The sequence below is a fragment of the Nostoc sp. PA-18-2419 genome (genome assembly GCF_005869855.1).
GTDB lineage: Bacteria > Cyanobacteriota > Cyanobacteriia > Cyanobacteriales > Nostocaceae > Nostoc.
This window is the reverse complement of sequence record NZ_SZNH01000057.1, coordinates 1-25,813: the sequence shown is the minus strand read 5'-3', so window position 1 is coordinate 25,813 and position 25,813 is coordinate 1. Positions and strand designations below refer to the sequence as shown.

Below are 25,813 nucleotides of genomic sequence, written 5' to 3'. Positions count from 1 at the left end.
AATCAAATATAAAGTCTAAAGTGACACAATGTTATTAAAACGCTCGCTTCCTAAAATTCGCTGGAAGTCTTGGGTTAAGCCCTGGCAATATGTAGATTGGTTACTATTTTGTCTACCGATTGCTGTCAGTATTTTTGGCGGTCTGATGATTCTGAGTACGGAACTGAAGCAGCCAGTGACCGACTGGTGGTGGCATTGGTTGGTAGCGGCTATTGGTGTGATGATAGCGCTGTTTTTAGCTCGTACCCGTTACGAAATCTTGATGCAGTGCCACTGGCTAACCTATGGACTGACGAATTTCAGCTTAATCGCCGTGATGATTGCTGGTACTAGCGCCAAAGGGGCACAGCGGTGGATTAGTGTCGCTGGCTTTAATGTACAACCTTCAGAGTTTGCCAAAGTCGGTATAATTATCACCTTAGCAGCTTTGTTACATAAGCGTACTGCTTCTAAACTCGAAAGTGTTTTCCATGTGCTAGCAATCACTGCTATACCTTGGGGACTAGTATTTTTACAGCCAGATTTAGCAACATCATTAGTATTTGGGGCGATCGTTTTGGGAATGCTCTACTGGGCAAATGCTAACCCAGGCTGGTTAATTCTGATGATTTCTCCTGTGGTTGCTGCCATTTTGCTTAGTATATCTTGGCCTTTAGCAGAGCCGATAGTTTTGTTTAAAGAGCTATCTTTTGGACCGTTGGGTATAGTTTGGTCAGTTGTTATGGCTATTGTGGGCTGGCGAACCCTGCCCTGGCGTCGATTTGGTTTGGGTGCTATCGGTGCGTGGAGTCTGAATATACTGGGTGGCGAATTAGGAGTTTTTGCGTGGAATCATATTTTGAAATCGTATCAAAAAGACCGCCTAACTGTATTCATTGACCCCGATCACGATCCCTTAGGTGCTGGGTATCACTTGATTCAATCTCGCATTGCAATCGGTGCTGGTGAAATTTGGGGATGGGGTCTGTTTAAAGGCCCAATGACACAACTGAATTTCGTTCCAGAACAGCATACAGACTTTATTTTCTCCGCAGTCGGCGAAGAATTCGGTTTTGCTGGTTGTTTGTTAGTACTATTTGTCTTTTGCTTAATTTGCTTTCGTCTACTACATATTGCTCAAACCGCCACAGACAATTTTGGTTCATTATTGGCAATTGGCGTTTTGTCGATGATTGTGTTTCAGTTAATTGTCAACGTTGGCATGACTGTCGGCTTAGCGCCTGTGGCAGGAATTCCCCTACCTTGGATGAGTTACGGACGTTCTGCTATGCTGACTAACTTCATTTCCTTGGGAATAGTAGAATCGGTAGCAAATTTTCGCCAAAGACAGAAGTATTATTAGTTCGTCATTGGTCATTAGTCATTGCTGAACCAGTGCGGTCTTGGGGGTCTCCCCCCATAAACAAGTAGCGTGGTCTCCCCATGAGTAACTGGCAAACCCGAAGGGTCATTGGATAAATGATTAATGACCAATGACTATTAACAAGTATTAAGCTATTAACAGGAAACAAGCGAGGCTAAAAAGATGATTCTGCCTGGAGCAACTGTTCGTGTCAAGAATCCCGCAGATACCTATTATCGCTCTGAAGGACTCGTGCAACGAGTAAGTGATGGCAAGGTAGCCGTACTGTTTGAAGGTGGTAACTGGGATAAATTAATTACCTTCCGCCTGAAGGAATTGGAACTTGTAGAAACTACAGCTGGACGTAAAAAAGGAAAATAGATTAGTAATTTGTCCTTAGTCATTTGTCCTTGGTCATTTGGCAAGGACAAAGCGCAAAGTCATGACTCGCCGCGACTTGAGGTGTAGACGCCTAAAGTCAGGCTTGTCGGAGGCATCAGAACTTTGCAAAAAACGACTAATGACTAATGATTCTTGACAATTATGCGCCTTCCATTACCACAGTTTGACACAAGTGATCGCCATCCCAACCACTTTGCGGAGGTAATTGAAACTACTAGTACTGAATTTTTGGCACAATGCTTGGAACCTGAAGATTTAAGCTTTCCCTCTATGCCACCTTTCGGTAGTTGGGTTTGTGGTGTGGATGAAGAATCTGGGAATACGGTTTACGCTGTGGTGTATTATGCCACAACTATGCCCATAGATTCCGTACACCGGGCTAGAGCTTTAGGGTTGTCTTTGCAAGACTTACGCGAGGAACAACCCCAAATATTTGCCATGCTCAGAACGGAATTTCGAGCTGCGATCGTTGGATTTGAACTATCTCCACAAAATCCAAGTTATAACCGAAGAGTATATCAGTATCTACCACCCCGTCCTCCGCAAATTCATCAAGCTGTTTATCGGTGCGAACCAGAAGCGATCATCAAATTTACTGAAGAACTAGATTTTTTGCGGACACTCCTTTGTATCAGTGGTGCGCCAGTAGAGTCTTTGACCGCAGCTGCCATTCGAGATGTATACCAGTTACGTAAAGCTGACCGAGAATGGCTAATTAAAGCTGGGCGAAGCCTAAGCGTGCTACTTAAAGACGACTACGATCGCTTGCGGTTCATTTTGAGTCAAATCCACCCGTAGGTAGTTAGTTCAAAGACAATTGTCTAGTTTATTAGTTAAGTTAAGGTTTTTGATTTTTCGTCAGGTGGCTTCTACATTGATTTTTATCAATATAAGCGATCCTCAAGGCATCGCCATTTTCCCATAGCCTCTTCAATTCCTACCTATGGAACTCATATCACAAGTTCTTGCTTTGGAACCAACTTCCCAAGTTCTTGGCAAGGAACCAATTGTTTCTTTTGCTATTGTGCTTGTGGTTATCTTAGTTATACCGATCTTATTTGAGCGACTAAGATTACCAGGATTAGTGGGTTTGGTTTTCTCTGGACTCCTACTTGGCCCTTCCGGGTGGCATCTATTTCAGTCAGACTCGCCGATGATTAACCTACTATCAGATATTGGGTTAATTTACTTACTGTTTGTCGCCGGGCTAGAAGTCGATCTCGAACAATTCCGCAAGAGAAAAAGGCGTGCCTTTGGGTTTGCTAGCTTGACTTTCAGTGTACCGCTAATAATGGGAACTTTAGTAGGTCTGATTTTAGGCTATGGTTGGAATTCTTCAATTTTAATTGGCTCTTTATTCGCTTCCTATACCCTTTTGGCATATCCCATAATCACTCGTTTGGGAGTAGTAAATAATGAAGCGGTTAGTGTCACCATTGGAGCTTCGATTTTTACAGATATTGGTGCAGTTTTCATATTAGCTATTTGTGTAGCTATCGCTCAGGCTGGGGCATTCAGCTTGGCTAAGCTACTCACATTGTCGGGTTGGTTAACGATTTACTCTGTTGCTGTTGTCGCCGGATTTGATTGGGCAGGTAAAGAATTTTTTCACCGTTCGGGAGACGATGAAGGAAACAAGTTTTTATTTGTCTTGCTTTGTCTGTTTCTTGCTGCAGTGGGCGCTCAATTAATAGGAGTAGACAAAATTGTTGGTGCTTTTTTAGTAGGTTTGGCGGTAAATGAAGCTGTGGGTGAAGGCCCAGTCAAAGAAAAGGTAGTGTTTATTGGTAGTGTACTGTTCATTCCGATTTTCTTTGTTGACCTTGGTTTGCTGGTCGATTTACCTGCCTTTTTGAATAATTTGAACGCTTTAAAGTTAACGCTGTTGATGATAGTCGGTTTGATTGCCAGTAAATTGCTCGCAGCATTGTTGACAAAACTGCTTTACGGCTACAACTGGCGGGAAATGCTCACAATGTGGTCGCTATCACTTCCCCAGGTAGGTACAACCTTAGCAGCAACGTTAGTCGGATATCACGCTGGATTACTTTCCTCAGAAATATTACACAGCGTTATTGTTTTAATGGTTATCACATCAACCTTGGGGCCGTTAATGACTGGTCGAATAGCTGTTGGTTTGACTGCCTCGCCAGTCGCAGATCCACCACCAACTACTTTAGCGGATCGCGATGTAGCACAAACAGACAGTGTGACTATAGTTGTACCTGTTTATAATCCTCAAACTCAGCAGTATTTGATTGAAATGGCGACATTATTGGCACGTCAGTCAAATGGTAAAATTGTACCATTAGCGATCGCCACTGCTGCTGCTCATATGGATGCACCGCAGTTAGAAGCTTCTGTTGAACGCAGTGAACGCCTATTAACAAAGGCCGCTGCTCAAAGTCGAGTATTAGGTGTAGCCGCAGAATCGGTGTTGCGAATTGATGATGCTTTTGCTCAAGGAATTAGCAGAGCTGCCCGCGAACAAAAAGCTAGTTTAATTGTTATGGGTTGGGGTAAACGTACTGGGTTGCGAGCGCTGTTATTTGGTAATGTGATTGATGGTGTGCTTTGGGCAGCACATTGTCCGGTAGCAGTAACACGTTTGGTGGAATCACCAAAAAAAATTCAGCGCATCTTAGTGCCAGTAGAAAATTTAACAGCACCGATATTGCAGCCTGTACAATTTGCCCAGATGTTAGCACAAGCAAATCAGAGCCACATTACTGTATTGAATGTGTGCGATCGCCGCACTAGTTCCAGTAAAATTGCTTGGAGGCGATCGCATCTCTCCTTATTAGTAGCTAAATTAGCTCTGCCCAATACCCCAGAAATTCAAATTATCGCTCATGAAAATGTTGCTCAAGCAATTTTGCAAGCAGCACGATTATACGATTTAGTAGTTTTACCCTTTATACGCAATCGTACTAGTCCTGGGGGGTTAGCCATTAGCGATGTCACGACTGAGTTAGCTAGACAACTCACGTGCTCCATTATCATGCTTGGAGAACCACAACGCACTCAAACAAATGTAGTTATCTCTAATGCAGCTACCAGCATTACATCTGCTGTATAATAAAACTTATAGTTCAATCTACTTGAGTAGAGTCGAGCTGCCACGGCATTAACAAAAATCTTTTGAAATAAATTGACTTTAGAAGCGTACATTTGTACAGATGTACGATTTAGTTGTAGTACCTGAAAAAAGTGTTAACTGTAAAAACACTTTAAGTTATTGAAGATTTGATGAACTTTAGCTCAAAGGCTAACAATCTTTAGCAATGTTTGTTATTTTCCTAGGTAAATTGTTAACAAAGCACATAGAAATATCACAAAACTACAACTGTAGACAAACAGGTGAATTCAAGAATAGTCTTTGATTAAGTCTTGTTGATTTTTCATTCTCTATTTTTATCCCAAAGCTGGGTAACCTAAAAGATAAGTGCAATAGGTACTGAAAATATTTGTAAGTAACCAGGAAATTATGAGAATTTTGGTGACGGGCGGTGCTGGGTTTATTGGTTCCCATCTCATCGACCGACTAATGAACGATGGGCATGAAATAATATGCTTAGATAATTTTTACACAGGTCATAAACGTAATATACTTAAATGGTTAAGTCATCCGTACTTTGAATTAATCCGCCATGATATTACTGAACCAATTCGGTTAGAAGTGGATCAAATTTATCATTTAGCTTGCCCTGCTTCTCCTGTACATTATCAATACAACCCAGTAAAAACCGTTAAAACTAACGTGATGGGGACACTAAATATGTTAGGGTTAGCCAAACGTGTCAAAGCTAGATTTTTCTTAGCTTCAACTAGCGAAGTATACGGAGACCCAGAAGTTCATCCCCAAAGCGAAGAATATAGGGGTAGTGTCAATCCCATCGGCATACGTTCGTGTTATGACGAAGGCAAAAGAATCGCTGAAACTCTTGCATTTGATTACTATAGGCAAAATAAAGTTGACATTCGAGTTGCTCGGATCTTCAACACCTATGGGCCGAGAATGCTAGAAAATGATGGTCGAGTAGTGAGCAATTTTATAGTCCAAGCCTTGCGTGGTACTCCTTTAACCGTGTACGGTGATGGTTCGCAAACTCGCAGTTTCTGTTACGTTTCCGATTTAGTGGAAGGATTTATCAGGCTGATGAATGGCGACTACATTGGGCCAGTCAATTTGGGTAATCCTGGTGAATACACAATTTTACAATTGGCACAAACTGTGCAAAATATGATTAACCCAGATGCACAGATTAAGTTCGAGCCATTACCTTCGGACGACCCTCGGCGTCGCCAGCCCGATATCACAAAGGCAAAAACTTGGTTAAATTGGGAACCTACCATTCCTTTGCAAGACGGGTTAAAACTAACAATAGAAGATTTCCGCGATCGCATGAATGGCGATGTCAAGAATTCAGCCTCCTGAGCAGTGCTTAGCATCGCTCTCAACTTTCGTGCAAGCTGATCCTATTTGGTAGCCGGTACTTTAGTGGCTGTGTTTCCTCTCGGTGTGTGTCATATTGACAATTTCTTTTTTAAACTAAAGCTCAATCAAACGAGGAGTTAAAAATGCGTGTTTGCGTAATTGGTACTGGTTACGTCGGTTTAGTTACAGGTGCTTGCTTAGCTCATATTGGACATGATGTTATTTGTGTAGACAATAACGAAGAAAAAGTTAAATTAATGAAGTCTGGGCAGTCTCCAATTTTTGAACCGGGACTCTCAGAAATTATGCAATCTGCTATTCAAGCAGAAAAGATTCATTTTACAAGTGACCTAGCTGCTGGAGTTGCTCACGGGGAAATTCTATTTATTGCTGTAGGAACACCACCTTTACCCACTGGTGAAAGTGATACTCGTTATGTTGAAGCTGTAGCCCGTGGTATTGGGGAAAATCTCAATGGTGGTTATAAAGTTATAGTCAATAAATCTACAGTACCCATTGGTTCAGGTGACTGGGTGCGGATGCTGATTCTAGATGGTGTTGCAGAGCGGCAGAAAACATTGGTACCCGCAGGTGGGGTGCCGAGTGATGAAAAATTACTTGAGTTTGCAGCCGAGTTTGATGTAGTCAGCAATCCAGAGTTTTTGCGTGAAGGTTCCGCAGTTTACGACACCTTTAACCCTGATCGCATTGTACTAGGAGGCAATAGTCAAAGGGCAGTAGCCTTGATGCAACGACTGTATGCTCCAATTGTGGAACGTAAGTACGCTGAGGATCAATCTTTACCTCCTGTGCCAATTCTAGCTACAGACTTGAGTTCGGCAGAAATGATTAAATACGCCGCTAATGCCTTTTTAGCCACTAAGATTAGTTTTATTAACGAAGTTGCTAATATTTGCGATCGCGTCGGTGCTGATGTCACCCAAGTTGCCAAAGGTATTGGTCTAGATTCCCGCATTGGTAACAAATTCTTACAAGCGGGCATTGGTTGGGGTGGTTCTTGCTTCCCCAAAGATGTCTCCGCCCTGATTCACACTGCTGATGACTATGGCTATGAAGCCCAGCTACTAAAATCTGCTGTCAGTGTCAACGAACGTCAGCGTTTAATTGCTTTGGAAAAACTCCAGCAAGTCTTAAAAATTCTCAAAGGCAAAACTGTTGGGCTACTTGGTCTAACTTTTAAGCCTGATACTGATGATATGCGGGATGCTCCAGCACTCAATTTAATTGAACAGCTAAACCGACTGGGAGCCAAAGTCAAAGCCTACGACCCGATTGTTTCCCAAACAGGTATGCGTCATGGTCTTTCCGGTGTGCTAGTAGAAACAGATGCCGAAAGACTTGCTGACGGCTGCGATGCTTTGGTACTTGTCACCGAATGGCAGCAGTTCAGCACTCTTGACTATGTGAAGATGGCAAAATTGATGGCCCACCCTGTTCTCATCGACGGTCGTAACTTCCTTGACCCTGAAGTAATGATCCGGGCTGGATTCCAGTATGTAGGTGTGGGAAGATAGAGACTCAGCAGTGATTAATTATGGATAGAAATTGATTACAATTCATAATTTCTAACTCAGTTTAAAGATTTACTATACCGCCTAAATCGGTTTAGGCGGTATTTAATTTGTTTTTATTAGAACTTTTTAAGCTTTATGTGAATAAGCAATTTAGTTTGGATTTACTCTTCGAGAACGGCTTCTGTAAAAGTGTCTTTGCGTAAGATTATCGGATTAAGAGCTACGTGGAATTCGCTCAATTTCAGCATATCCACTGAAAATCAACTTTTGACCTTCAGTTTCCAAACGATTCAGCCGCATTTTTACCCCATCAAGGTCAAAACGATCCAAATCAACCATATTATCCAAAATTTCTACTAGTGCCACGCTTAAAGTTTGAGAGATTTCCCGTTGTGCTTCTGGCACTTGGTCAAGTTCAATTTTCGGGTCTTTGAAAGAAACTCGTCGCCGTCTTTCAATGCCTATGGTTAAGGTCATAGTTAAGGGCACAAGTTCGCCATTATTTAGATCTGCCTTTGCTTTAAGCTGTAAGCGATTTTCAGGCAATAGCTGTACCTGGACTTCCGTAAAAGAGACTGGTTCACCACCAGATAATGCTGTCAATGATGGTACAGCAAGGTGAAGCAGGCGCTTTTTCACCAGTTCTGCATTAAAGGCATGGTTGATCCCTGCCTCTGATAAGATTACTTGAGCGATCGCTTGAGTAGGTTGCTTGAGATTGAGTTTGCCACTTAAAACAGAGCCGAAGTCAATCGCAACTGCATCGGTTTCAAATGACATCTCCTCTACCGCAAAATCTTTGCGGATTACCAGTCCACGACCGCTCATTTTGAAGCTATCAATGCTGCCTTGCAACAGTTTGCTAGAGGGATAGCAGCGCACAGAGACTTCTACTGACTCGCTTTGGCTAAACAAATGGCGAATCGTTTGGCTGGCGACTGTATTGAGCATCTGCTCTCCCCAATCTGTGCCTTTAGGATTTTGTAAACCAGTAAGTCCGCCGAACATGTGGTTTTGGGTCTCTAGAAGTTCTTTGTCCTTTTGTAACAAATTGTGAAGAATAGAGCAAGCGATCCCATGATTGATTGTGCTGATGTGTAGGTGTAGGATGGCTGATGGTTACAACCCTCCTGTATCAGATATTACTTTTGACCTTGTGAGTGGGAATAATTGAATTAAGTTATCGGTAAGATTTTCACCAGTATGATACAGCTAAATATTCTAGAACTTGCCAAACAGGACGATACAAATGCGATAAACATTCTGGTAAGTCAGTGGTTAAATTTACCCAGAATTACACCAAAAACTAGTTTCAAACACAATTGTCTACAGATAATGTTGGAATCAATTGAAGTTCCAGCACAACAATTAGTAGTCCCAATTATTTGTGATGGATTAATTAATTTAGGTATTCAATCTTTTAAGAATGTTAAAATCTACGGTAGAGTAACAGGTGAAGATTTTCCTGATTGGCAACAAGAAATTGAGTTAGAAGCACTAGTAAATTCAGCTGTATTAACATCTCAGATAAATATTGAAGTGAAATCTTCAATTGCCATTACTCAAACAACAACAGATGATAAATTAACTGTACAAAAACCATCTTTTTTGGGTTCATTATTTGAAGCAGTAGCAGGAACAGCCGGAATACTTGGAGGTGCTGCTGTTCAAGCAGGACAAGCTGCTACAGGAGCAGCTATAGACATCAGTGGGTCTATTGGAGGTGCTGCTGTTCAAGCAGGGCAAGCTGTTTCAGGAGCGGCTGTAGGTATTAGCGGTGCGATTAGTGGCACAGCTTTTCAGGCAACACAAATAGTAGGGCAGGCACTAGCAATTGTTGGTAATAATCCCCAATTGCAAGTAGCAATAAAATCTTTAAATCAAGATTGGTTAAATTCTTTAATTCAACAGGTTGATTTAATTAAAACTGAGGCTGCCGTTAGAAAGCTAGAGCAAGAACACCCAAATGAAGAACCAGCACAAATTGCCCATTATCTTATGTTGGAAAAAGCTATTTTAGCAGGAGGAACAGGGCTTGTTAATAGTCTTACACCAGGACAAGCAGCTGCCATGTTTGTAGTAGATTGGGCTGCTACATCTGCATTATCAGTGGAATTAGTTTATCAAATTGCTGCTGCCTATGGGCTGGATTTAAAAGATTCAGAACGCAAAGGGGAAGCATTAGCAATTTTTGGTTTAGGGCTTGGTGGGCAAACAGCAATCAAAGCAGGTTTAGGTTTACTACGAATTGTGCCAGTAGCGGGAGCCGTCATTGGTGCTAGTTCAAATGCAGTAATGATATACGCATTAGGTTATGCGGCTTGTCAGTTTTATGAAGCAAAGCAGAATCCATTAACTTTAGAGGCAACATTAGAGGATGCTCAATTAGAGAGCAGAAAATTTCTCGAAGCTGCTATTTTTCAAGAAAAAATCATGGATCAGATTTTGGTTCACATTGTCTTAGCAGGTAATCCAGATAAATCTTGGGAAGATATTTTGCCAGAATTACAAGCTGCCAATCTTAGTCCTGAGTCAATCGATGCGATCGCTTCTCATATTAAATCTCCATMATCTTTAGAAACTTTACTTGAGCAAATTAATAGTGATTTTGGCGTCCCTCTACTAGCACAATGTCAAAAAATTGCTCATCTAGACGGAGTAATTACGCCAGAAGAAGCTAAGGTATTAGAAACAATTAACAAAAAGTTAAGTGTGATTTAGCTGCAATCTAATAACCTGAATATTGGTGTGAATATTTTTCTCAAAGGCGAGCGCAACCTTTACGCAAGCAATATAGCCCTGATCTTCTACAGTGAAGAACATATTAATATGATAGTTTTTCATTCTTTATCCTCCAAAGTTGGCATCTTCTCAGCAACCCAGTATCGCCACCAAAATACGCAGTAACTCTTCTATATCAGCAGGAACACGATATAAATTCAGGTCTTGAGTTATTTGTTTATCTTCTCGATTCAATAAGCCAAATTGCCAAATATCCCCTGTAGAAACAGCCCCCTGTAAATTTGACTCTTGAGATTCAGTCCATGCATCAATAGCAATTAATTCTACAGCAAGCTGAGTAAAACCTTTCGCCAAATCAGCATTTTTAGCTTCTACAACTAAGAGTTTACGGTCTGCGTGCAAATAATAGTCAAGAGAACCTTTTAATTGTTCTGTAACAATTAAAGAATATTCAATTCTCAGTTGGGCGCGGGTGTAGTGAACAATATCCAGTAAAATTGGCGCAATTAGTAACTCTCTACGGGCTGCTTCACTAGTCAAACTAATATATGGCAAACTTTCCTCAATTCTAGATTTAAGATTTGCAAGTCTGTCTAATTCAATGCTGGACTTTTGTAGATTGACAGAGGAACGTTTTAAAGAATAACCAAATTCAGCCAGAATGTCTTCTGGCTCAAATGACATCTCAAAATAGTTTCTGAAGGTGTATGAACGATTTGGTTGGAGGATGGGAATTTTGCTCATACCTATATGATTAAACTATTTTGCTTCGTCTGCATTTTGCCCAAGTAGCAATCTGGAGTCAGCCGCTTGCAGCCAACAATGAAAGTAAACAAATGATGAGTATCCAATTAGCTGCTACCTCGTCAACAATCTTCGCCGCAAATTATCTAACGCTGCATTTGCACTCACGTGACGAATTAGAGAACGTCCTCGCGTTGTCCCAAAATAATACTCAAAACTTGCCACTTCATCCTTTGGCCCAGCCAAACCGACATAAACCAAACCCACAGGCTTAGTATCTGTCCCTCCAGTTGGGCCAGCAATACCAGTGATACTCAATCCCCAAGTTGTTGCAAGGCGGGTTTTGACTCCAACAGCCATTTGCTCTGCGACAGTAGCACTTACCGCCCCAAATTTATCTAAATCTTCTGGGTTAACCCCCAACAGTCCAACCTTCACCGAATTGTCATAAGAAATTACTCCACCCCAAAAGTAATCAGAACTCCCGGAAATCTCAGTCAACATTTGTCCCAGTCCGCCACCTGTACAAGATTCTGCCACTGAAAGCGTTTCTTTTGATGTACGTAACAACTGACCAACAACAAAAGCAAGGGTATCATCATTGATACCGTAAAAATCCAGTCCGGCAATTTCTTTAAGTTGTTTCTCAATGGGCGCAATTAATTCTTCTGCAGCTGCTTCAGAAGTGGCTTTAGCAGAAACTCGTAATCTTACTTCCCCCTTACCTGCATAAGGGGCGACTGTGGGATTTGGCAACTTCAAATAGGAAGCAACCTTTTCCGCCAAAGCAGATTCACCAATACCCCAAAACTTCAAACTCCGACTGTAAATAATTTCTTTACCCCAACCTTGACTTTTGAGAAATGGGACGGCTGTTTCTTCCCACATCGGGTGCATTTCACTGGGAACGCCCGGAAAGGTAAAAATCGTGATTTGAGGACGGGGTTGCCAGATAATACCGGGTGCTGTTCCAGTCGGGTTGGGTAGAATTTCTGCACCTTGGGGAATCAAAGCTTGCTTGCGATTACTTGGTGACATAACCCGACCGCGTTGGGCGAATTTTTGGGTTATGTCTTCGATGATGTCAGAGCGTTCTACCAACGGGACTTGAAAAAAATCGGCGATTGTTTCGCAGGTGAGGTCATCTGGTGTCGGGCCGAGTCCACCAGTGAAAATAAGAATTTGCGCTCTGGAAATAGCAATTTCTATAACTTGCTTCAACCGTTCTGGATTATCCCCAACCACTGTTTGATAGTAGTGGGGGATACCTAGCTGTGCTAATTGTTGCGCCAAAAATTGAGCATTGCCGTTGAGGATATCTCCCAACAGCAGTTCAGTACCAACACAAATAATTTCTGCACTCATTGAATTCGCAAGGGAGTAGGGAGTAGGGAGTGGGGACAAATAGGGAGATGGGGAGATGAGGAACTCGGGGCCCCACGTTAGCGTACTCCTACGGAGAAGCAAGGCTGGGCGTAGCGTCTCGTAGAGAAGCTCAGTGGGGATTAGGGGCAATGGGGAGATGGAGAGATGAGGCAAGGAGGAGAATGAAAAATTCCTCTTTCCCCTCTGCTCCCTGCCCCCTGCCCCTTTCCATGCCCCATGCGCAATTATGCTAATGCTGGTACAGGAATTTCCAGGTGAGGATATAAGGGGAAGCGATCGCACAATGCTGCTACCCTTTGTTTACAATCTTGGGTAACTACATCCGAATCTGGAGAAAGCAGGCGATCGCTAATAATATTTCCAATCTCGGTAAATTCTGCTACTCCCAAGCCCCGCGTAGTCATTGCTGGCGAACCTAACCTTAGTCCACTGGTAACAAATGGCGACTCTGGATCGAAGGGAACAGTATTTTTGTTAGCAGTAATATTCACGGTACTGACTAGCCGATCTGCCTGCTTGCCAGTTAGACCGATAGAGCGTAAATCTACTAACATTAAATGATTATCAGTACCATTAGATACTAACTTTAAACTCCGGTTTTGTAATTGTTCGGCCAAAGCACGAGCATTTTCAATCACTTGGGCAGAATAGGTTTTAAACTCAGGCTTCAGGGCTTCTCCAAAAGCCACTGCCTTAGCAGCAATCACGTGTTCCAATGGCCCGCCCTGGCTACCAGGAAAAACCGATTTATCTAGCTTTTTACCTAGTTCTACGTCATCGGTCAAAATTAAACCACCTCTAGGACCGCGTAGAGTCTTATGGGTAGTTGTTGTTACTACATGACAATGAGGAATGGGATCGGGATGAAGACCACTAGCAACTAAACCAGCAATGTGGGCGATATCAGCAAGTAAGTAAGCGCCGATTTCATCAGCAATGCTGCGGAATTTTTGAAAATCAATCACACGGGGATAAGCAGAATAACCACAAATCAGCAGCTTAGGACGCTCCCTTAGCGCCAGCTCCCGAATTTGGTCATAGTCGAGTTGTTCTGTTTGTTGGCTGACGCCGTAGTGGCTAACTTGGAACCACTTACCTGAGACATTTACAGGGGAACCGTGGGTGAGATGTCCCCCATGAGACAAATCCATACCCATAATTTTGTCTCCTGGTTCCAGCAGCGAGAGGAATACGGCAAAATTAGCCTGTGCGCCAGAATGGGGTTGTACATTTGCATGAGCTGCACCAAATATTTGTTTAGCGCGGTCAATCGCCAGTTGCTCGATTTTGTCGATAAACTCACAACCGCCATAGTAGCGTTTACCAGGTAATCCCTCGGCATATTTATTTGTCAATACCGAACCTTGAGCCGCCAGTACAGCCGGGGAGGTAAAGTTTTCACTCGCAATCAACTCTAAATGGTCTCGTTGACGCTGTAGTTCGTCGTTGATTAACTCCGCGATCGCCGGATCGCCAGAAGCCAGAAAATCTGAATTAGTCCTAGTCACTTCAATTATCCTTATAGAAATTTGGACAACGGCTGATTTTGGTTGTATCAGCACCTAAGTAACAGTCAACTGTCCATAGCTCAAAGTAGTTCAATGGTTTTTGACTGCTCTAGAGAGGCGATTAATTGAATTAAAGTTAGACTCAAGCTCCATTAATGCATTAACAATCATAACGTTGAATGTTGAATACATCTAACCAAGGTAACAGCAAATGGTAGAAGATATAAGGCTGARCAATTAGTCTCAAGTTATTCAGTGAACTTTTCCATGTCATGCCCGTTTCCCACTCCCGATGTTGGCTAAATTCAGTAGTTGATGCATTGATGGATGAAGAGGAATCAGGGCTAGAATTGAGAAGATTTTCAGATACCAGTTTCTCAGCTTCTAATTGGAAATAAGTCGCCTGAATGCTAACTAAAAGATAAGCACTAAAAATTATCTCCCACCAGCGCTCAATGCTTTTATAGTCTGTTAGGCGAAAATCAGCCCAGCCCAGTTCATTCTTGACTTGTTTAAAGCCATATTCAATCCAGTTTCTCAAACTATAAAGTTGAGCAACATTAAGGTGAATATCAACAGATAAATTAGTCATAACGTACCAGCTTTCATCTCCTGTAGGGTCAGGAACATTACTTTTACTGATTTGGTAATATCTCAAGCGACGACGTTGACCAAAGATGATTTCTCGGAGATAGCGAGTTTCTGTTTGACGGTGTAAAAGCTTTTGCTCATAAGCTTTCCAGGAGTTATAACGCTTCCGGCTTCCGGCTGGCATCAACACACCATGATTAGAACGAATTGCCACGATAAATTCTAGGTTTAATTTTTCTAATACTCTGATAACATCTCCACTCTCTCCGTAAAGACTATCTGCCAATACCAACTTGATTTTAAAACCCATCTCTTGTATCTGTTGAATTATTTCTACCGCTATTTGTGGTTTCGTTTTATATTTATCTCCTGATTGCAGTCGATTYTTTGGTTGAAAAATTTGAAAAATTAATGGATAAGTAATCCCATCTACTACACCATAAGCATTAACTGACACTATTCCATTCTCTGTTTTGCCTAAATTTCCTATATACTGACGAGTTACATAGTCTGTAGATTTTCCCTTTTTCTTATCTCCTGTTTCGTCAATACACAAAATTATTTCTCTTTCTCCAATAAACATTTTTGTTAGCCATAACCTCATTTCTCGTACCGCCAAGACATCCCACTGTGCATCTCTCAAAAAATGATGTAGTGACTGACCGTCTTTGAGTCCTACTATTTTGGCTATCTCCGGCAGAGATTTCTGTGGCATTTTTGATAGCATTCCCAAGTGTAAAAACTTGAATGCTTCAAAATGTCTCACATCCTCAAATAATGAATAATAGTGTTGACAATAGTTATCTATGAAGGCAACTGTGCTTACTGCCTGTCTACGCGGCGTAACCATCTTTATTACTTACTGTTTCTGGTTTTCTTCCTGATTATACTTTCCCCGTAGTAACAAAAGAGGGACAACCCACTGTGCATCTCTCAAAAAATGATGTAGTGACTGACCGTCTTTGAGTCCTACTATTTTGGCTATCTCCGGCAGAGATTTCTGTGGCATTTTTGATAGCATTCCCAAGTGTAAAAACTTGAATGCTTCAAAATGTCTCACATCCTCAAATAATGAATAATAGTGTTGACAATAGTTATCTATGAAGGCAACTGTGCTTACTGCCTGTCTACGCGGCGTAACCATCTTTATTACTTACTGTTTCTGGTTTTCTTCCTGATTATACTTTCCCCGTAGTAACAAAAGAGGGATTAAGGTTAATGGTGTCACAGCCACCTTGATTTGTAATGCCGATAATTGTATAACCTTGACGTTTGTGGTGCAACATTGCTTCATGCACACCCGCCATTATTCGCTGTCCTGTTGGAGTTTGAATAAACTTACCGTCGGTCGATTCTCTTATGTTCTGTCAAGGTCTAAAAATAATCTGGCGTTGCATAAATTTGGCTCATTCTAAAGTTGATAGTTTACAGTTTCATCCCCCTTACATAGCTAAAATTTTTTACTTTTAGCCCTCCTGATAAAGCCGATTATTTCTTCTAAACTAACCCCTTGATTTTGCATTGATTGAATAAGTGCGATCGCTCGTACTGGCACACTTCCAATACTCCGCCCTTTCCACTCACCGTCTATTTTCTCTTCCCAGTTAAAACCCCAGCGCCAATGGTTAGGATTATCAGGCTTTCTGTCTCCAATTACACGGGGATAGCTTGTTATTGTTCCATCTTTCAATTTCTTATTCTCAATGTATTTATATAAACAACCTTTACGCTGCCTGCGTTTTGAAGAATGCTTGAGGACCACGCCAACTCTTGGAGACGCTACGCGAACATTACTTTCCTCTAAGAAGTTTTCGGGTGTCAGTTGATACAATTCATTTTCACCTAAATTGTCTTTTAGGCGTTGGCACAGCCTGCCGCAGGCATCGCTTGAAGAAGATTCATCACCTACTTTTAATTGGTATGTACGCTGCATATCTGGCTCCAGCCCACACATACGATAGCCACCACTTAAATAAATGCACTGCAATTCGCAACTAGGGCAAAGTACAAGTGGTTGTGAATCCTCTAAGAATTTAGTAATGAGGGAGGGAGGGATGCCTGCGGAGGGCTGCACCAACCCTAACTTATTAATTAGCTCATTATCTTGTTCCCAGTTATAAGTTATTTGATCGGACTGAGCAGTATTCGTCAATCTCTGCGGTTCCAACAAGGTTAAATCCGAGTTGCAGGCCAGCGAGGCAGAATCCTGCACCAACTCCTGAGCAGAGGTCAAGTTGTGTAAGTTACATTCTGTTGCCTCCTTCTCATCCTCTAAGAATTTTCTATAGTTCCAAGCCTGCAACTGTTTGGGGGTGTATTCAGCAGATAATCCGTTTTCCCAAGTAATAGTAATCTTTTTGCTTTGTACACTCGATACTTCGCCTAGTTTCTTTGCAGGGGTGATGATGCGCTCGCCTAAGAGAAAATCGCTCGTAGAATACTTATTCATCTTTTTTACCTGCTAAATAATCATTTCTCATTGATTTCCACTGTTCGGTGTTAATGGCTTCTATTTCAGCTTTGCGCTGCCCCACTTCTCGGTTGTCGTTACCAGTGCGATTTGTGTTAGTTAGGCTGTGAGATTGAGAAATTTTAGAAGTTTCAAAATTAAGTTGATTTCTATACTTTTCAAACTGTTTTTGTGTAATTTGCTTCCAATTGTCATGAGAAATTCGATCTAGTTTTTTGCACAGAAATAGGTCAAAGCGAGTATCGAGTACCCCATATTTCATCAAATTGTGTCTGTAAAATTTGTTATATCCTTGACAAACCGGAATGCGATCGCGGTTGTGGTCATAGTCTGGAATGATTAACCTGACTAAATGTGCCTGGATTTGTCCCGTGTCCTGGCAACAGAAGCAATCCCAGCTAGGTTGCCAGATTTCTTTATCCTCTTCCTCTTTTTTTGGATTAATCGGCAGGCGTTCAAATTGAGGGAGATTCTCAGTCATGATTCAGCCTCCCTGAGCCAACTAAATTGTTTAGTTTCGTTACACCACTTGATAAAATCCTGCTTTTCTTTGTCAGTGGCAAATGCTAGGGAGTTGGCCGTCTCCTCGACGATCGCCAGCCAGTCAGGGGTACGGGGGTCGTTCTTCCATTTGTGGTTTTGTGTGGGGGAACTTTGACCTTTGGATTTGTACCATTGGGCTGCTAATTCCTCCCAATTCTTCTCGATCCACTTTTGGGGTAATTGCACTGGGGGATTTTTGAGTTCTGCTGCCCTCTTCTCTCCAAACTTTACAAACTCTCTGTCGCCTGGTGAGAGAGAGTTTGTAAAGTCTGAATAAGTATGAATAGTATGAGAGTTTTTGGAATCCTTGCCCTGTAAAGGCTCTAGCTGATGGGTTTCTGAATTTTCAGAATCCATTCTGGGTTTTTGGAATCCATTCTGAGTTTCCGTAATTAATTCTGGATTGTCAGAAAGATTATCTTGTTGAGAGAAGTCAGAGCGGAGGAAGCCTCCGCTCTGAACTTCGGGAGAATCATAGTGCCATCTGATAACGATTTCAGCTTGATCGATACTAATCAACTCTGAAGCTTTCAGTTTGGCGATCGCTTCATAAACACTGCTTTCGGGAATATCCCACTCAACGGCCAATTCTGCTGGTTTAATACGAAGTGGGCGATCGCACCAGGGATTTTTTAGTTTCAGTGCAAAGTAGATAAAAGTAGCATTATTTACAATTCCCGCATTTCGCAAATGCCTAAGTTCTTCTAATTTAATGGCGTAATAGCGATCAGCTGATTCAGTTTTACTTTGACAGTTGTAAACTTGTTGCCAATGTTTTTCAGCTTTGAGCATTCTTTCATTAGATTCAATCCCGTTTTTATTAACAGGTGCTATTACCTCCAAGATTTCATATTTAATCGAATTTCCACTTGTTGCATCCCATAGTGCTTGTAACTCACGATAAGGATGACAGCCCTTTGAAAGAGCTGTGTAATGAGTTTTGATTCGAGATAATTGTGATTTTTTATTGATGTCTCTGGTTTGGCCAACATAGGAATATCCTGCTTGTTCGCAGTAAATTCTGTAAATTACGCCAACTCTGCTACATCCATACTGTATGATCGCATCGCTTAAAGTCATGCGGTAATGTTGCTCTGTCACTTTCGCATCCCCCTAGTTGCATCTGGCACAAAGAGGATGCTCAAATATCCGTTAAAGGACGTTTGAGAAAAACATTGAATTGTCATACTATTTCAATAGCTTTGAAAAGTGGCTCCGATAAGATGTAACCTTGTCGGGGCTGTTTTATTTGGGATAGACTTATAATCTGATTAATCTATTGAATTAATCCGATTCATCTAATAGATGAATTTAAGTATACAATACATCTAATAGCTAAATCGTGGATAACAAAAGTTTATGCAAATTCAGCAGCTATTCAAAATTGCAATGGATAGACATGGGATTCAAGGTAAAGAATTAGCTGCGTTAGCTGGTATTACTCCCAATCATCTTTCTGAGTTTAGAAATGGTAAAAAATGGGTTAGCCCGGAAGTACTAACAGCTTTATTGGAGGGAATGGATCGGCTTTCCCCAGGCTCACGCCGCTACTTCTGCCAGCTTTTAGCTGAGGAGCCGTTGTCACAAGAAGATACTGGTAGGCGACTAGTAGAAATGATTGAAGCTGCTGATGATGAAGAAATGGAAGCAGCATTACTCGCAATTGGTCGCAAGTGGAAGAAAACTAGGCAAAATTCAACAAACATAAGCGGATACAGTACAAACTTAGATTCAGCGATCGCTGTTTGATCGCGCATAAGCAAGTATGATTGATAGCTATCAACTATCAGCCTGTATCTATTTATGCTAGAGGGAATTAAATTTGTGTCGCTCGACGATGTGAGGAAAATGCTCGATAAGCTAATCAGCACTTAAGTTGCATAATAAGAAGATGAATCCATTTAAAAGCAACGATGCCACCCTCAGAACAAGTTAGCTCTTTACAGCAAGCTATCTTTGAGAGCGACGAACCACACGTAAAGGAGAGAATTCTTATTATTCTGCTCCAGAATGATGGGAAACCGCAACACGAAATTGCGAAATTTTTAGGTTGTTCGCACAGAAAGGTAGCATACTAGTGTATGCATGGATATCCAGACAATCTCGAAACTTTACATAATAAAAATGAACATTACCGAAAAGCAACGCCAGAATATATTGAACTATTATTAAAAACTGTTGAGCAAGAACCATCAGATTTAGGATACGACTTTGGCAAATGGACAGCAGAAAGATTAGCTGCATATTTAACCGAGAAGACAGGTATTGATTTAAGTAGTTCCCAAGTGAGGAGGATATTAAAGAGAAAAAAGTATAGTTATATCTGGGCTAAATATGACCTGGAAGATAAACAAAACACTCAAGAAAGAGCCAAGTTTAAGCAGAAGCTGACTCAATATTTAAAAATAGCACGGTCAGAACCAGAACGTTTACAGGTATGGTTTTGGGACGAGAGTGGTTTTAGTTTACGTGTGATTCGTCGGAAAAACTAGGGTCAAAAAGGAAAATGTAAAAATGTGCCAGGACAACGGCGGCATGGCCGTGTCAATGTAATGAGAGCAATCCGAGAATTAGACCGAAAGCGAGTGTACTTTTTTGTTAAAAAAGGTAATACAGATATTTTTTATGAGCAATTACACCAATTGAATGAACTAATTAAACAAGAGTGGATAAGTAAAGGACACCTGGGTGAAGATTTCTCCAAGTATGGACCAAAGATAATTTTAATTTTAGACAATGCTAGTTTTCATAAGCACAAAGATATTCTAGCTAAAATATTCCAAGAGTTCCCGAATTTTATTTTAGAGTTCTTGCCTGCTTACAGCCCTAATTACAACATTATCGAATTAGTTTGGCATTCATGTAAAGAATATATTGCTCATTGCTTGTTTAAATCAGTAGATGAATTAAAATCACTGCTAGACAAGCTGTTGAATCAAGGCGAGTTAGTGATTAAGTGGCATCGGAACATCAAACATAAAGGTAATTTCGGCTATGTTGCAGCTTAAATGCTGATTAGCTTACTAGGTGTCTGACTTTCCACATCCCGTGAAAAGTCAGGAAATTTTAGGGGCAAGTTTAGGAGTGACCGCTAATACTTCACCTATGCTTAATGTCACTAATGAGAAAGGATTCAACTCATTAATGGCGACAACTGCCCCAGTTATTAGCATTCCCAGCAATTTTAAGCCGCTACCCCAGAACCCTTGGCGAACTTGGTTAAGGCATTGGTGTATGCGAAAGGGTCGATTTCTGGAACCTTAGCAGACTCCTTAATTTTCTTTCTTAGTTCCTCTGGTAATGTGTCAGGATTTTTGAGGTACTGCTTAGTCAGCATATTCTCAGCAATGATGAAACCAGCTGCTTTGCCTTGTGCAGAACGGACAAGGGCGGCGATCGCTTCCATCTCTGGGCTTTCGTGCTGGCGTTGTCCTGAATCATAGTTTGGTTTTGTGTCTAATTGCTGAGGCTGTCGGACTGTTATTGTTCCTGGCGTGTCTGGTTACTCATGAGGAGGATGACGATGCCATTTTAGTGGAGTTATGTTCTCGATTGGAGGAACGAAAGGTGTGAAAGTTAGCCGAGCCGCTATGGAAAGAATTACTCAAAAGCTTAATCTCACATGTAAAAAAAAACTATACACGCTAGTGAGAGATACACACAACGAGTGCAAAAGCTAAGAGTAGAGTATTGGACAACCATTGAGGAGGTAAATCTAGCAGACTTGGTATTTATTGACGAGGCTGGAGCAGAGCCGGAGACGCTCCGCCTCCGGTTAACATCGCCATGACTCGACATTTTGCTCGTTCGCCCAAAGGCAGTCGTGCTTATGGCGATCGCCCTAATGGACGTGGGAAGAATGTGACAATGATTGGGGCTATGTCTATGTCTGGGATAATTGCCACAATGACTTTTCAAGGAGGCACAGATACCAATGTACTTTACACTTTATTAACTCAAGTTTTGGTTCTTAAACTTTGGTTTGGTGCCTGTGTAGTTATGGATAATTTCAGTTCACACAAGGTTACAGGCATTAGACAAGCAATTGAATCTGTTGGGGCAAGATTAGTTTACTTGTCTCCTTACTCTCCTGATTTTTCACCAATTGAAAACTGTTGGTCTAAGGTAAAAGAGTGTTTACGGTCCCTTGCCGCTAGAACATATGAAGAATTAGACTGTGCCATTACAAATGCACTCTTAACACTGATAAATAAAGACATTATTGGGTGGTTTACCCACTGTTGCTACTATTTTGCACCCAACTGAGAACCGCTATATTGAGGAATAATACGCTTAAATAATGAAACTAACATTAGTTTCATATCTATAATCTGAATGGTTAATTTTATTCTCTAGACTTTCTAAAAAGTTTGTACCTTCGCCTATAGGCAAGCTCTTTTCAAATTTATAATTAAAATCGTTTCAGTATATTTGCTGCTTTTAATAAGTAGAGCTAAAAATTATATGGCTATTAAACAACTTTGCTATGAAAAAGAAACCAGTTAAAAGGCCGATTCGACTAACGATTGCTAGTAATGCAGGCGGATCGGGGAAAACCACTGTAGCAACCCATTTGGCATATACTGTTGGTGCAAAAGGTTACAAAGTTACTTTGATAGAGCTTGATCAAAACGGTTCACTGTGTATCTTTGCTAGGCTTGTACCAGCATCAATGGAACAATCTCTAGCAATTGTATTGAAAAAAACCTTCACAGGTGACTACCCACTGATTCCACTTTGGGAAGAACATATTTCCACTGTGACAGCTATTCAAGGCGGTAAATTTTTAGAAGAGAGTATTGCAGAAATATATAATTACAGTCGCCGTTACTATACGCTCAAAGATAGATTAGAAGATTTTCCTTTAAATAGTGACTTAATTATTTTTGATACACCTGCCTCTTTAGAGCCTATGGGATTAATAGCTCTAGCAGCTAGTACCCACGTACTTGTTCCCATTAAGCCAGAGTATAAAGATACAGGGGCTTTCGCAGGTTTTTTAGATTGGTTTTATAGTAAAGTAGACGATTTAAGATTAAAACCCCAACCCGAAATTTTGGGGTTTGTACCTACAAGGGTGGATTTATACGATGTAGGAGCGCATAGGGATATTTTAGGGCTAGACAAAAAAGGCAACCTCAGAAGTGATATCGATCCTAAAAAAACTCTTCCTTACCTAATTGAACAGATGGGAATTCGCTGCTTTCCCTTCATTCGAGAGTCGAATTATTATCTCAAAGCTAGTGGTTCTGGGCTACCCTTGCATTTATATCGGCCCGGCTATGATGCTAGTGGGGATTTCAAGCCAATTGTGAGTAGCTTAATTAAATTAATGACAGAGGATTGATAATGTCAAGTAAAAAACCTGTGGAGATTAGTCAACTGTTTGGTCAAGCAGGACAGTCTCAGCAAATTCACCAACTTAAAAGTCAGATAGAGAAACTTGAGACAGAAATTACTCAGTTACGGGCAAATGTATTCAGCCCAGAAGAAAAATCTGTATTAGAACAGCAAATTGAGCAACTCACTAATCAGTTGGTTACTCAAGGTGGGGTACATGAAATTGCAGTTAGTCTTATAGATCCTGATCCTGCACAACCTAGACAAACGTTTCCTTCACTAGTAATTCAAGAGCGAGCTGAAAGCTTGCGTAGGCAAGGACAGCAAAATCCAATAGTGCTTATTCCACAACTTGATGGGCGTTACAAATTATTTGATGGAGAACTCAGGTGGAGAGCAGCTCCATTAGCTGAAATGACAAAATTAAAAGCTGTCTTTTTACCCAAAAAAGAAATTCCAGACGAAGCAGTAGTCTTTGAAGGGCAACTAGTAACTAGTATTCACTCGCAAAAACTTCATGACCTTGATTTAGCTACTGCCTTAATTAGATTAATTATATTTAAATACCCTGATTTCATTGATCGGGAAGATGAAATTCCAAAATTCCTAAATGCTTTTATTAATCGTCTAGTCCGCAGTCAGAAGATACAAGATTTAGCGCCGATCAAAGATGCTGATTTGATAACTCAACAAGAGTGGCTGGAAACATCTGAGTTTAAGGAACAAGAAGAATATGAAATAGTTTCAGTTTTATTAGGATTACAACTTAATCCGGTATCCGTTAATAACAATATTTTTCCAATGCTCAAGGTGGAAGAAGACCTCAAGGTTATCATTCGCTCTGAAGGTTTAGAAAGTAGCAAAATAAAGGAACTTAACAAACTATCTGCTGAACAGCTAAAGATTGATGAATCTCAGGCTATAGCCATCCGCACTCAAATTACTCAGCGAGTCGTCCAAGAAAAACTATCATTAAGCCAAACTAAAACATTAGTTAAGCAAACACTAGAGAAATATAACGCTTCTAATAATAAAACTAAACATGAGAAACAGGTAGATAAAACTATTAAAGATATACAATCAATAGATTTAAAATCGTTAGAATCAACTAGACTTTCTAAGTTGCATCAAGTTCTTCAAAAGACATTACGTGAGATTGAAACTCTTATGTAACTACGTTACGAAGACTTTTGAAAATCCACATCACTTCGATAAACCTTAGCTCTAGGCTTATCTTTCTTGGCAGGTGCAGCCACTTGAGACTTTTTAGGAGGCCCTGGAAGACGACACGTTTCGCAGTACAAGAGGCGTGGCCCATAAGTCTCACGAGAGGTAGATTTATCGCATTGCTTACAGACGAAGTTAAATATGCATGTATGTATCTGACGTTTGTGCGCTCGGACAGTATACTCTTTGACTTGAATTTCTTTGCTAGGCATTGTTCAACTTACTGCGGCTTAATGGTTGAAAGTTGTTAAGCACCAATCTGAATCTTAGCCTTTCTCATCAGATTTTTTAGCTTAATTGCCGAGTTATCATTACAGGGTTGTAGAGCAATTTCTCCCTTTAGCTACGCCAAATTCTCAAAGAGCATCAGGCTTGTACAAATTTAATCCTCCACACCTAGAATTTGTGCCTAAATCTTTTGCTACTGACTAATTTCGAGAGAAGCATGTAGTTAAAACGCTTCGCTAGCTGTCAGTGAAAACTCTCGTACTTCGGGAAAAAACAATGGATATTCAAATCGCACTCAACTGGACAATTCAAATTTTGGTTATGGGCTTCGTCTATGTTATGGTCATGGATTTCGTAAACGGCTTGTTCTCCTTACCATCTTATGCGAGCGCACCTATCGCTACAAATCCAGGTGCGTTTGCCCTTGAACAAGAGCCAGTCATCGCGCCAATACCAGAACCAGCAATAACACCAGATCCAGAAGAACAACCACAGTTCGCGCAAATGCCTGACCCTTGGTTCACCACAGACATTCAACCAACCCCAATCCAACAAGAGTCCGTTCTACTTCGGTTCCTTCAGTTAGACTGCTACCGCCAGCAGCCCAAGTACAACTGAAATCTAAGGTAACCAGGAAATTCACCACCAAACCAAAATTTACCACAACCGAAAAATCCAACAAACCTACCAACAAAGCCGCAACCCAAAAGAGTTCCAAGTCTCGCAAGTCTGCCGCGACATAATCCCATAGCCATAGCAATTCGCTGCTTTTCGCAATTACTTCAACTGCGAATTGGAAATTGTTTTAGCGATCGCACCACTTGCTCGAAGCTGATTAGAGGGCGGACATTCAAGGGCTTGACCGCTTTCATTGCACTGACCAAGCATCAGCGCCAATCTTTATGCAAGTTACTACTAACGTTAGAGATGGACGCCGATTCATCTCTACCATCACTCGACGTTTAGACAGTTTGGGCGCACTCACTCGCGGACAACGACAAACTGGTGGTAATGGCATATTCGAGACTAAGCACCTGTTCACAGATTAAAGCTGCGATCGCGTCTGGTGTTTCCGAAGTTGGAGTAGAAACACTTCGAGCTAAACGATTCACTGTCGAAAGCTGTGAAATCATAACACCCACTCTGGAACAAATGGATCTCTCTCAGCGCGCTCAATTTTCAATAGGGGATATAAAACACCTATATATACCCCATAAACTAGTAAGAAAATTTATCAAAATTTAACACCTATATAGGATATATATAGATGATACTTAGGCGATGTTTTCTGCTGTTCTTCTTTATGTCTTCTTTATG

Annotated in this window: 24 protein-coding genes and 2 pseudogenes; 14 read left to right on the top strand and 12 right to left on the bottom strand. The window is 41.1% G+C overall.

Features of this window, described 5'->3' with window-relative positions; translation table 11 throughout:
- Positions 1 to 28: 28 nt before the first annotated feature.
- The 6 genes from rodA to FCR06_RS30015 all read left to right on the top strand — a co-directional run bounded on the left by rodA (position 29) and on the right by FCR06_RS30015 (position 7,717).
- Positions 29 to 1,342: a rod shape-determining protein RodA gene (gene rodA / locus FCR06_RS30040; protein WP_138506325.1), complete on the top strand. Its 1,314-nt coding sequence runs from the start codon at positions 29 to 31 to the stop codon at positions 1,340 to 1,342.
- 183 nt (positions 1,343 to 1,525) lie between these two features.
- Positions 1,526 to 1,723 (top strand): NAD(P)H dehydrogenase subunit NdhS, encoded by a 198-nt coding sequence (locus FCR06_RS30035; protein WP_096535205.1) that lies wholly within the window; start codon positions 1,526 to 1,528, stop codon positions 1,721 to 1,723.
- Positions 1,724 to 1,885: 162 nt separating this feature from the next.
- On the top strand, positions 1,886 to 2,542 hold the full coding sequence (locus FCR06_RS30030) for an HAS-barrel domain-containing protein (protein WP_138506347.1): 657 nt from the start codon (positions 1,886 to 1,888) through the stop codon (positions 2,540 to 2,542).
- Positions 2,543 to 2,687: 145 nt separating this feature from the next.
- Positions 2,688 to 4,823 carry a cation:proton antiporter gene (locus FCR06_RS30025; RefSeq protein WP_138506323.1) on the top strand — a complete coding sequence of 712 codons (2,136 nt, stop codon included), beginning with the start codon at positions 2,688 to 2,690 and terminating at the stop codon, positions 4,821 to 4,823.
- 408 nt (positions 4,824 to 5,231) lie between these two features.
- Entirely contained in the window at positions 5,232 to 6,182 is a 951-nt protein-coding gene (locus FCR06_RS30020) for a UDP-glucuronic acid decarboxylase family protein (RefSeq protein ID WP_138506321.1), read from the top strand.
- A 143-nt stretch (positions 6,183 to 6,325) separates the two neighbouring features.
- Positions 6,326 to 7,717: a UDP-glucose dehydrogenase family protein gene (locus FCR06_RS30015; protein WP_138506319.1), complete on the top strand. Its 1,392-nt coding sequence runs from the start codon at positions 6,326 to 6,328 to the stop codon at positions 7,715 to 7,717.
- A 213-nt stretch (positions 7,718 to 7,930) separates the two neighbouring features.
- Here the strand turns inward: FCR06_RS30015 and FCR06_RS30010 are convergent, their stop codons facing one another.
- Positions 7,931 to 8,725 carry a DUF2993 domain-containing protein gene (locus tag FCR06_RS30010; RefSeq protein ID WP_189523631.1) on the bottom strand — a complete coding sequence of 265 codons (795 nt, stop codon included), beginning with the start codon at positions 8,723 to 8,725 and terminating at the stop codon, positions 7,931 to 7,933.
- A 327-nt stretch (positions 8,726 to 9,052) separates the two neighbouring features.
- Here FCR06_RS30010 and FCR06_RS30005 point away from each other — a divergent pair, with 327 nt between their 5' ends.
- Positions 9,053 to 10,438, top strand: a complete 1,386-nt coding sequence (locus tag FCR06_RS30005) for a hypothetical protein (protein WP_223280357.1) — start codon at positions 9,053 to 9,055, stop codon at positions 10,436 to 10,438.
- 150 nt (positions 10,439 to 10,588) lie between these two features.
- On the opposite strand, the gene FCR06_RS30000 is transcribed toward FCR06_RS30005, so the two are convergent.
- The 9 genes and pseudogenes from FCR06_RS30000 to FCR06_RS29965 all read right to left on the bottom strand — a co-directional run bounded on the left by FCR06_RS30000 (position 10,589) and on the right by FCR06_RS29965 (position 18,802).
- A complete protein-coding gene (locus FCR06_RS30000; protein ID WP_138506313.1) occupies positions 10,589 to 11,203 on the bottom strand; it encodes a hypothetical protein in 615 nt (204 codons plus the stop codon).
- 114 nt (positions 11,204 to 11,317) lie between these two features.
- On the bottom strand, positions 11,318 to 12,568 hold the full coding sequence (locus tag FCR06_RS29995) for a competence/damage-inducible protein A (protein ID WP_138506311.1): 1,251 nt from the start codon (positions 12,566 to 12,568) through the stop codon (positions 11,318 to 11,320).
- 245 nt (positions 12,569 to 12,813) lie between these two features.
- Positions 12,814 to 14,097 carry a serine hydroxymethyltransferase gene (glyA, locus tag FCR06_RS29990; protein WP_138506309.1) on the bottom strand — a complete coding sequence of 428 codons (1,284 nt, stop codon included), beginning with the start codon at positions 14,095 to 14,097 and terminating at the stop codon, positions 12,814 to 12,816.
- A gap of 160 nt (positions 14,098 to 14,257) precedes the next feature.
- Entirely contained in the window at positions 14,258 to 15,538 is a 1,281-nt protein-coding gene (locus FCR06_RS29985) for an IS701 family transposase (RefSeq protein WP_223280356.1), read from the bottom strand.
- A gap of 114 nt (positions 15,539 to 15,652) precedes the next feature.
- Positions 15,653 to 15,832: pseudogene (locus tag FCR06_RS29980) on the bottom strand (IS701 family transposase); the annotation flags it as partial.
- Positions 15,833 to 15,866: 34 nt separating this feature from the next.
- Entirely contained in the window at positions 15,867 to 15,995 is a 129-nt protein-coding gene (locus FCR06_RS34460) for a hypothetical protein (protein ID WP_262984724.1), read from the bottom strand.
- A gap of 143 nt (positions 15,996 to 16,138) precedes the next feature.
- Complete coding sequence (locus tag FCR06_RS33170) at positions 16,139 to 17,137, bottom strand: hypothetical protein (RefSeq protein ID WP_189523630.1); 999 nt, start codon at positions 17,135 to 17,137, stop codon at positions 16,139 to 16,141.
- Positions 17,130 to 17,639: a hypothetical protein gene (locus FCR06_RS29970; protein ID WP_138506306.1), complete on the bottom strand. Its 510-nt coding sequence runs from the start codon at positions 17,637 to 17,639 to the stop codon at positions 17,130 to 17,132. Before FCR06_RS29970 ends, FCR06_RS33170 begins: the two co-directional genes overlap by 8 nt.
- Positions 17,636 to 18,802, bottom strand: coding sequence for a hypothetical protein (locus FCR06_RS29965; protein ID WP_138506304.1), 1,167 nt, complete (start codon positions 18,800 to 18,802; stop codon positions 17,636 to 17,638). Before FCR06_RS29965 ends, FCR06_RS29970 begins: the two co-directional genes overlap by 4 nt.
- Before the next feature lie 258 nt (positions 18,803 to 19,060).
- Here FCR06_RS29965 and FCR06_RS29960 point away from each other — a divergent pair, with 258 nt between their 5' ends.
- Positions 19,061 to 19,450 (top strand): helix-turn-helix domain-containing protein, encoded by a 390-nt coding sequence (locus FCR06_RS29960; RefSeq protein WP_138506302.1) that lies wholly within the window; start codon positions 19,061 to 19,063, stop codon positions 19,448 to 19,450.
- A gap of 164 nt (positions 19,451 to 19,614) precedes the next feature.
- Positions 19,615 to 20,709, top strand: a pseudogene (locus FCR06_RS29955) (IS630 family transposase).
- A 176-nt stretch (positions 20,710 to 20,885) separates the two neighbouring features.
- Here FCR06_RS29955 and FCR06_RS33165 read toward each other — a convergent pair.
- Entirely contained in the window at positions 20,886 to 21,107 is a 222-nt protein-coding gene (locus FCR06_RS33165; RefSeq protein WP_223280355.1) for a hypothetical protein, read from the bottom strand.
- A 380-nt stretch (positions 21,108 to 21,487) separates the two neighbouring features.
- Between FCR06_RS33165 and FCR06_RS29945 the strand changes: the two genes are divergently transcribed.
- From FCR06_RS29945 to FCR06_RS29935, 3 genes are all read left to right on the top strand, one after another.
- The gene (locus FCR06_RS29945) at positions 21,488 to 21,967 is read left to right on the top strand and encodes a transposase (protein ID WP_138506297.1); all 480 of its coding nucleotides are present in this window, start codon (positions 21,488 to 21,490) and stop codon (positions 21,965 to 21,967) included.
- A 220-nt stretch (positions 21,968 to 22,187) separates the two neighbouring features.
- Positions 22,188 to 23,048, top strand: coding sequence for a ParA family protein (locus FCR06_RS29940; protein WP_138506295.1), 861 nt, complete (start codon positions 22,188 to 22,190; stop codon positions 23,046 to 23,048).
- Positions 23,049 to 23,050: 2 nt separating this feature from the next.
- Entirely contained in the window at positions 23,051 to 24,214 is a 1,164-nt protein-coding gene (locus FCR06_RS29935; RefSeq protein WP_138506293.1) for a ParB/RepB/Spo0J family partition protein, read from the top strand.
- Positions 24,215 to 24,219: 5 nt separating this feature from the next.
- On the opposite strand, the gene FCR06_RS29930 is transcribed toward FCR06_RS29935, so the two are convergent.
- Positions 24,220 to 24,480 (bottom strand): hypothetical protein, encoded by a 261-nt coding sequence (locus tag FCR06_RS29930; protein WP_138506291.1) that lies wholly within the window; start codon positions 24,478 to 24,480, stop codon positions 24,220 to 24,222.
- 262 nt (positions 24,481 to 24,742) lie between these two features.
- Here FCR06_RS29930 and FCR06_RS29925 point away from each other — a divergent pair, with 262 nt between their 5' ends.
- Positions 24,743 to 25,114 (top strand): hypothetical protein, encoded by a 372-nt coding sequence (locus tag FCR06_RS29925; RefSeq protein ID WP_138506288.1) that lies wholly within the window; start codon positions 24,743 to 24,745, stop codon positions 25,112 to 25,114.
- 284 nt (positions 25,115 to 25,398) lie between these two features.
- A complete protein-coding gene (locus tag FCR06_RS29920) occupies positions 25,399 to 25,545 on the top strand; it encodes a strawberry notch C-terminal domain-containing protein (RefSeq protein ID WP_262984723.1) in 147 nt (48 codons plus the stop codon).
- Positions 25,546 to 25,813 lie beyond the last annotated feature (268 nt).

Coding starts and splice junctions, on each gene's coding strand:
- FCR06_RS33165 (WP_223280355.1), bottom strand. CDS start 21,107: ATGGAAGCGATCGCCGCCCTTGTCCGTTCTGCACAAGGCAAAGCAGCT.
- FCR06_RS34460 (WP_262984724.1), bottom strand. CDS start 15,995: ATGGCGGGTGTGCATGAAGCAATGTTGCACCACAAACGTCAAGGTTAT.
- FCR06_RS30025 (WP_138506323.1), top strand. CDS start 2,688: ATGGAACTCATATCACAAGTTCTTGCTTTGGAACCAACTTCCCAAGTT.
- FCR06_RS29945 (WP_138506297.1), top strand. CDS start 21,488: ATGACTCGACATTTTGCTCGTTCGCCCAAAGGCAGTCGTGCTTATGGC.
- FCR06_RS29935 (WP_138506293.1), top strand. CDS start 23,051: ATGTCAAGTAAAAAACCTGTGGAGATTAGTCAACTGTTTGGTCAAGCA.
- FCR06_RS30000 (WP_138506313.1), bottom strand. CDS start 11,203: ATGAGCAAAATTCCCATCCTCCAACCAAATCGTTCATACACCTTCAGA.
- FCR06_RS30010 (WP_189523631.1), bottom strand. CDS start 8,725: ATGTTCGGCGGACTTACTGGTTTACAAAATCCTAAAGGCACAGATTGG.
- rodA (WP_138506325.1), top strand. CDS start 29: ATGTTATTAAAACGCTCGCTTCCTAAAATTCGCTGGAAGTCTTGGGTT.
- FCR06_RS30015 (WP_138506319.1), top strand. CDS start 6,326: ATGCGTGTTTGCGTAATTGGTACTGGTTACGTCGGTTTAGTTACAGGT.
- FCR06_RS30030 (WP_138506347.1), top strand. CDS start 1,886: ATGCGCCTTCCATTACCACAGTTTGACACAAGTGATCGCCATCCCAAC.
- FCR06_RS33170 (WP_189523630.1), bottom strand. CDS start 17,137: ATGAATAAGTATTCTACGAGCGATTTTCTCTTAGGCGAGCGCATCATC.
- FCR06_RS29970 (WP_138506306.1), bottom strand. CDS start 17,639: ATGACTGAGAATCTCCCTCAATTTGAACGCCTGCCGATTAATCCAAAA.
- FCR06_RS29930 (WP_138506291.1), bottom strand. CDS start 24,480: ATGCCTAGCAAAGAAATTCAAGTCAAAGAGTATACTGTCCGAGCGCAC.
- FCR06_RS29920 (WP_262984723.1), top strand. CDS start 25,399: ATGCAAGTTACTACTAACGTTAGAGATGGACGCCGATTCATCTCTACC.
- FCR06_RS29940 (WP_138506295.1), top strand. CDS start 22,188: ATGAAAAAGAAACCAGTTAAAAGGCCGATTCGACTAACGATTGCTAGT.
- FCR06_RS30020 (WP_138506321.1), top strand. CDS start 5,232: ATGAGAATTTTGGTGACGGGCGGTGCTGGGTTTATTGGTTCCCATCTC.
- FCR06_RS30035 (WP_096535205.1), top strand. CDS start 1,526: ATGATTCTGCCTGGAGCAACTGTTCGTGTCAAGAATCCCGCAGATACC.
- FCR06_RS29995 (WP_138506311.1), bottom strand. CDS start 12,568: ATGAGTGCAGAAATTATTTGTGTTGGTACTGAACTGCTGTTGGGAGAT.
- FCR06_RS29960 (WP_138506302.1), top strand. CDS start 19,061: ATGCAAATTCAGCAGCTATTCAAAATTGCAATGGATAGACATGGGATT.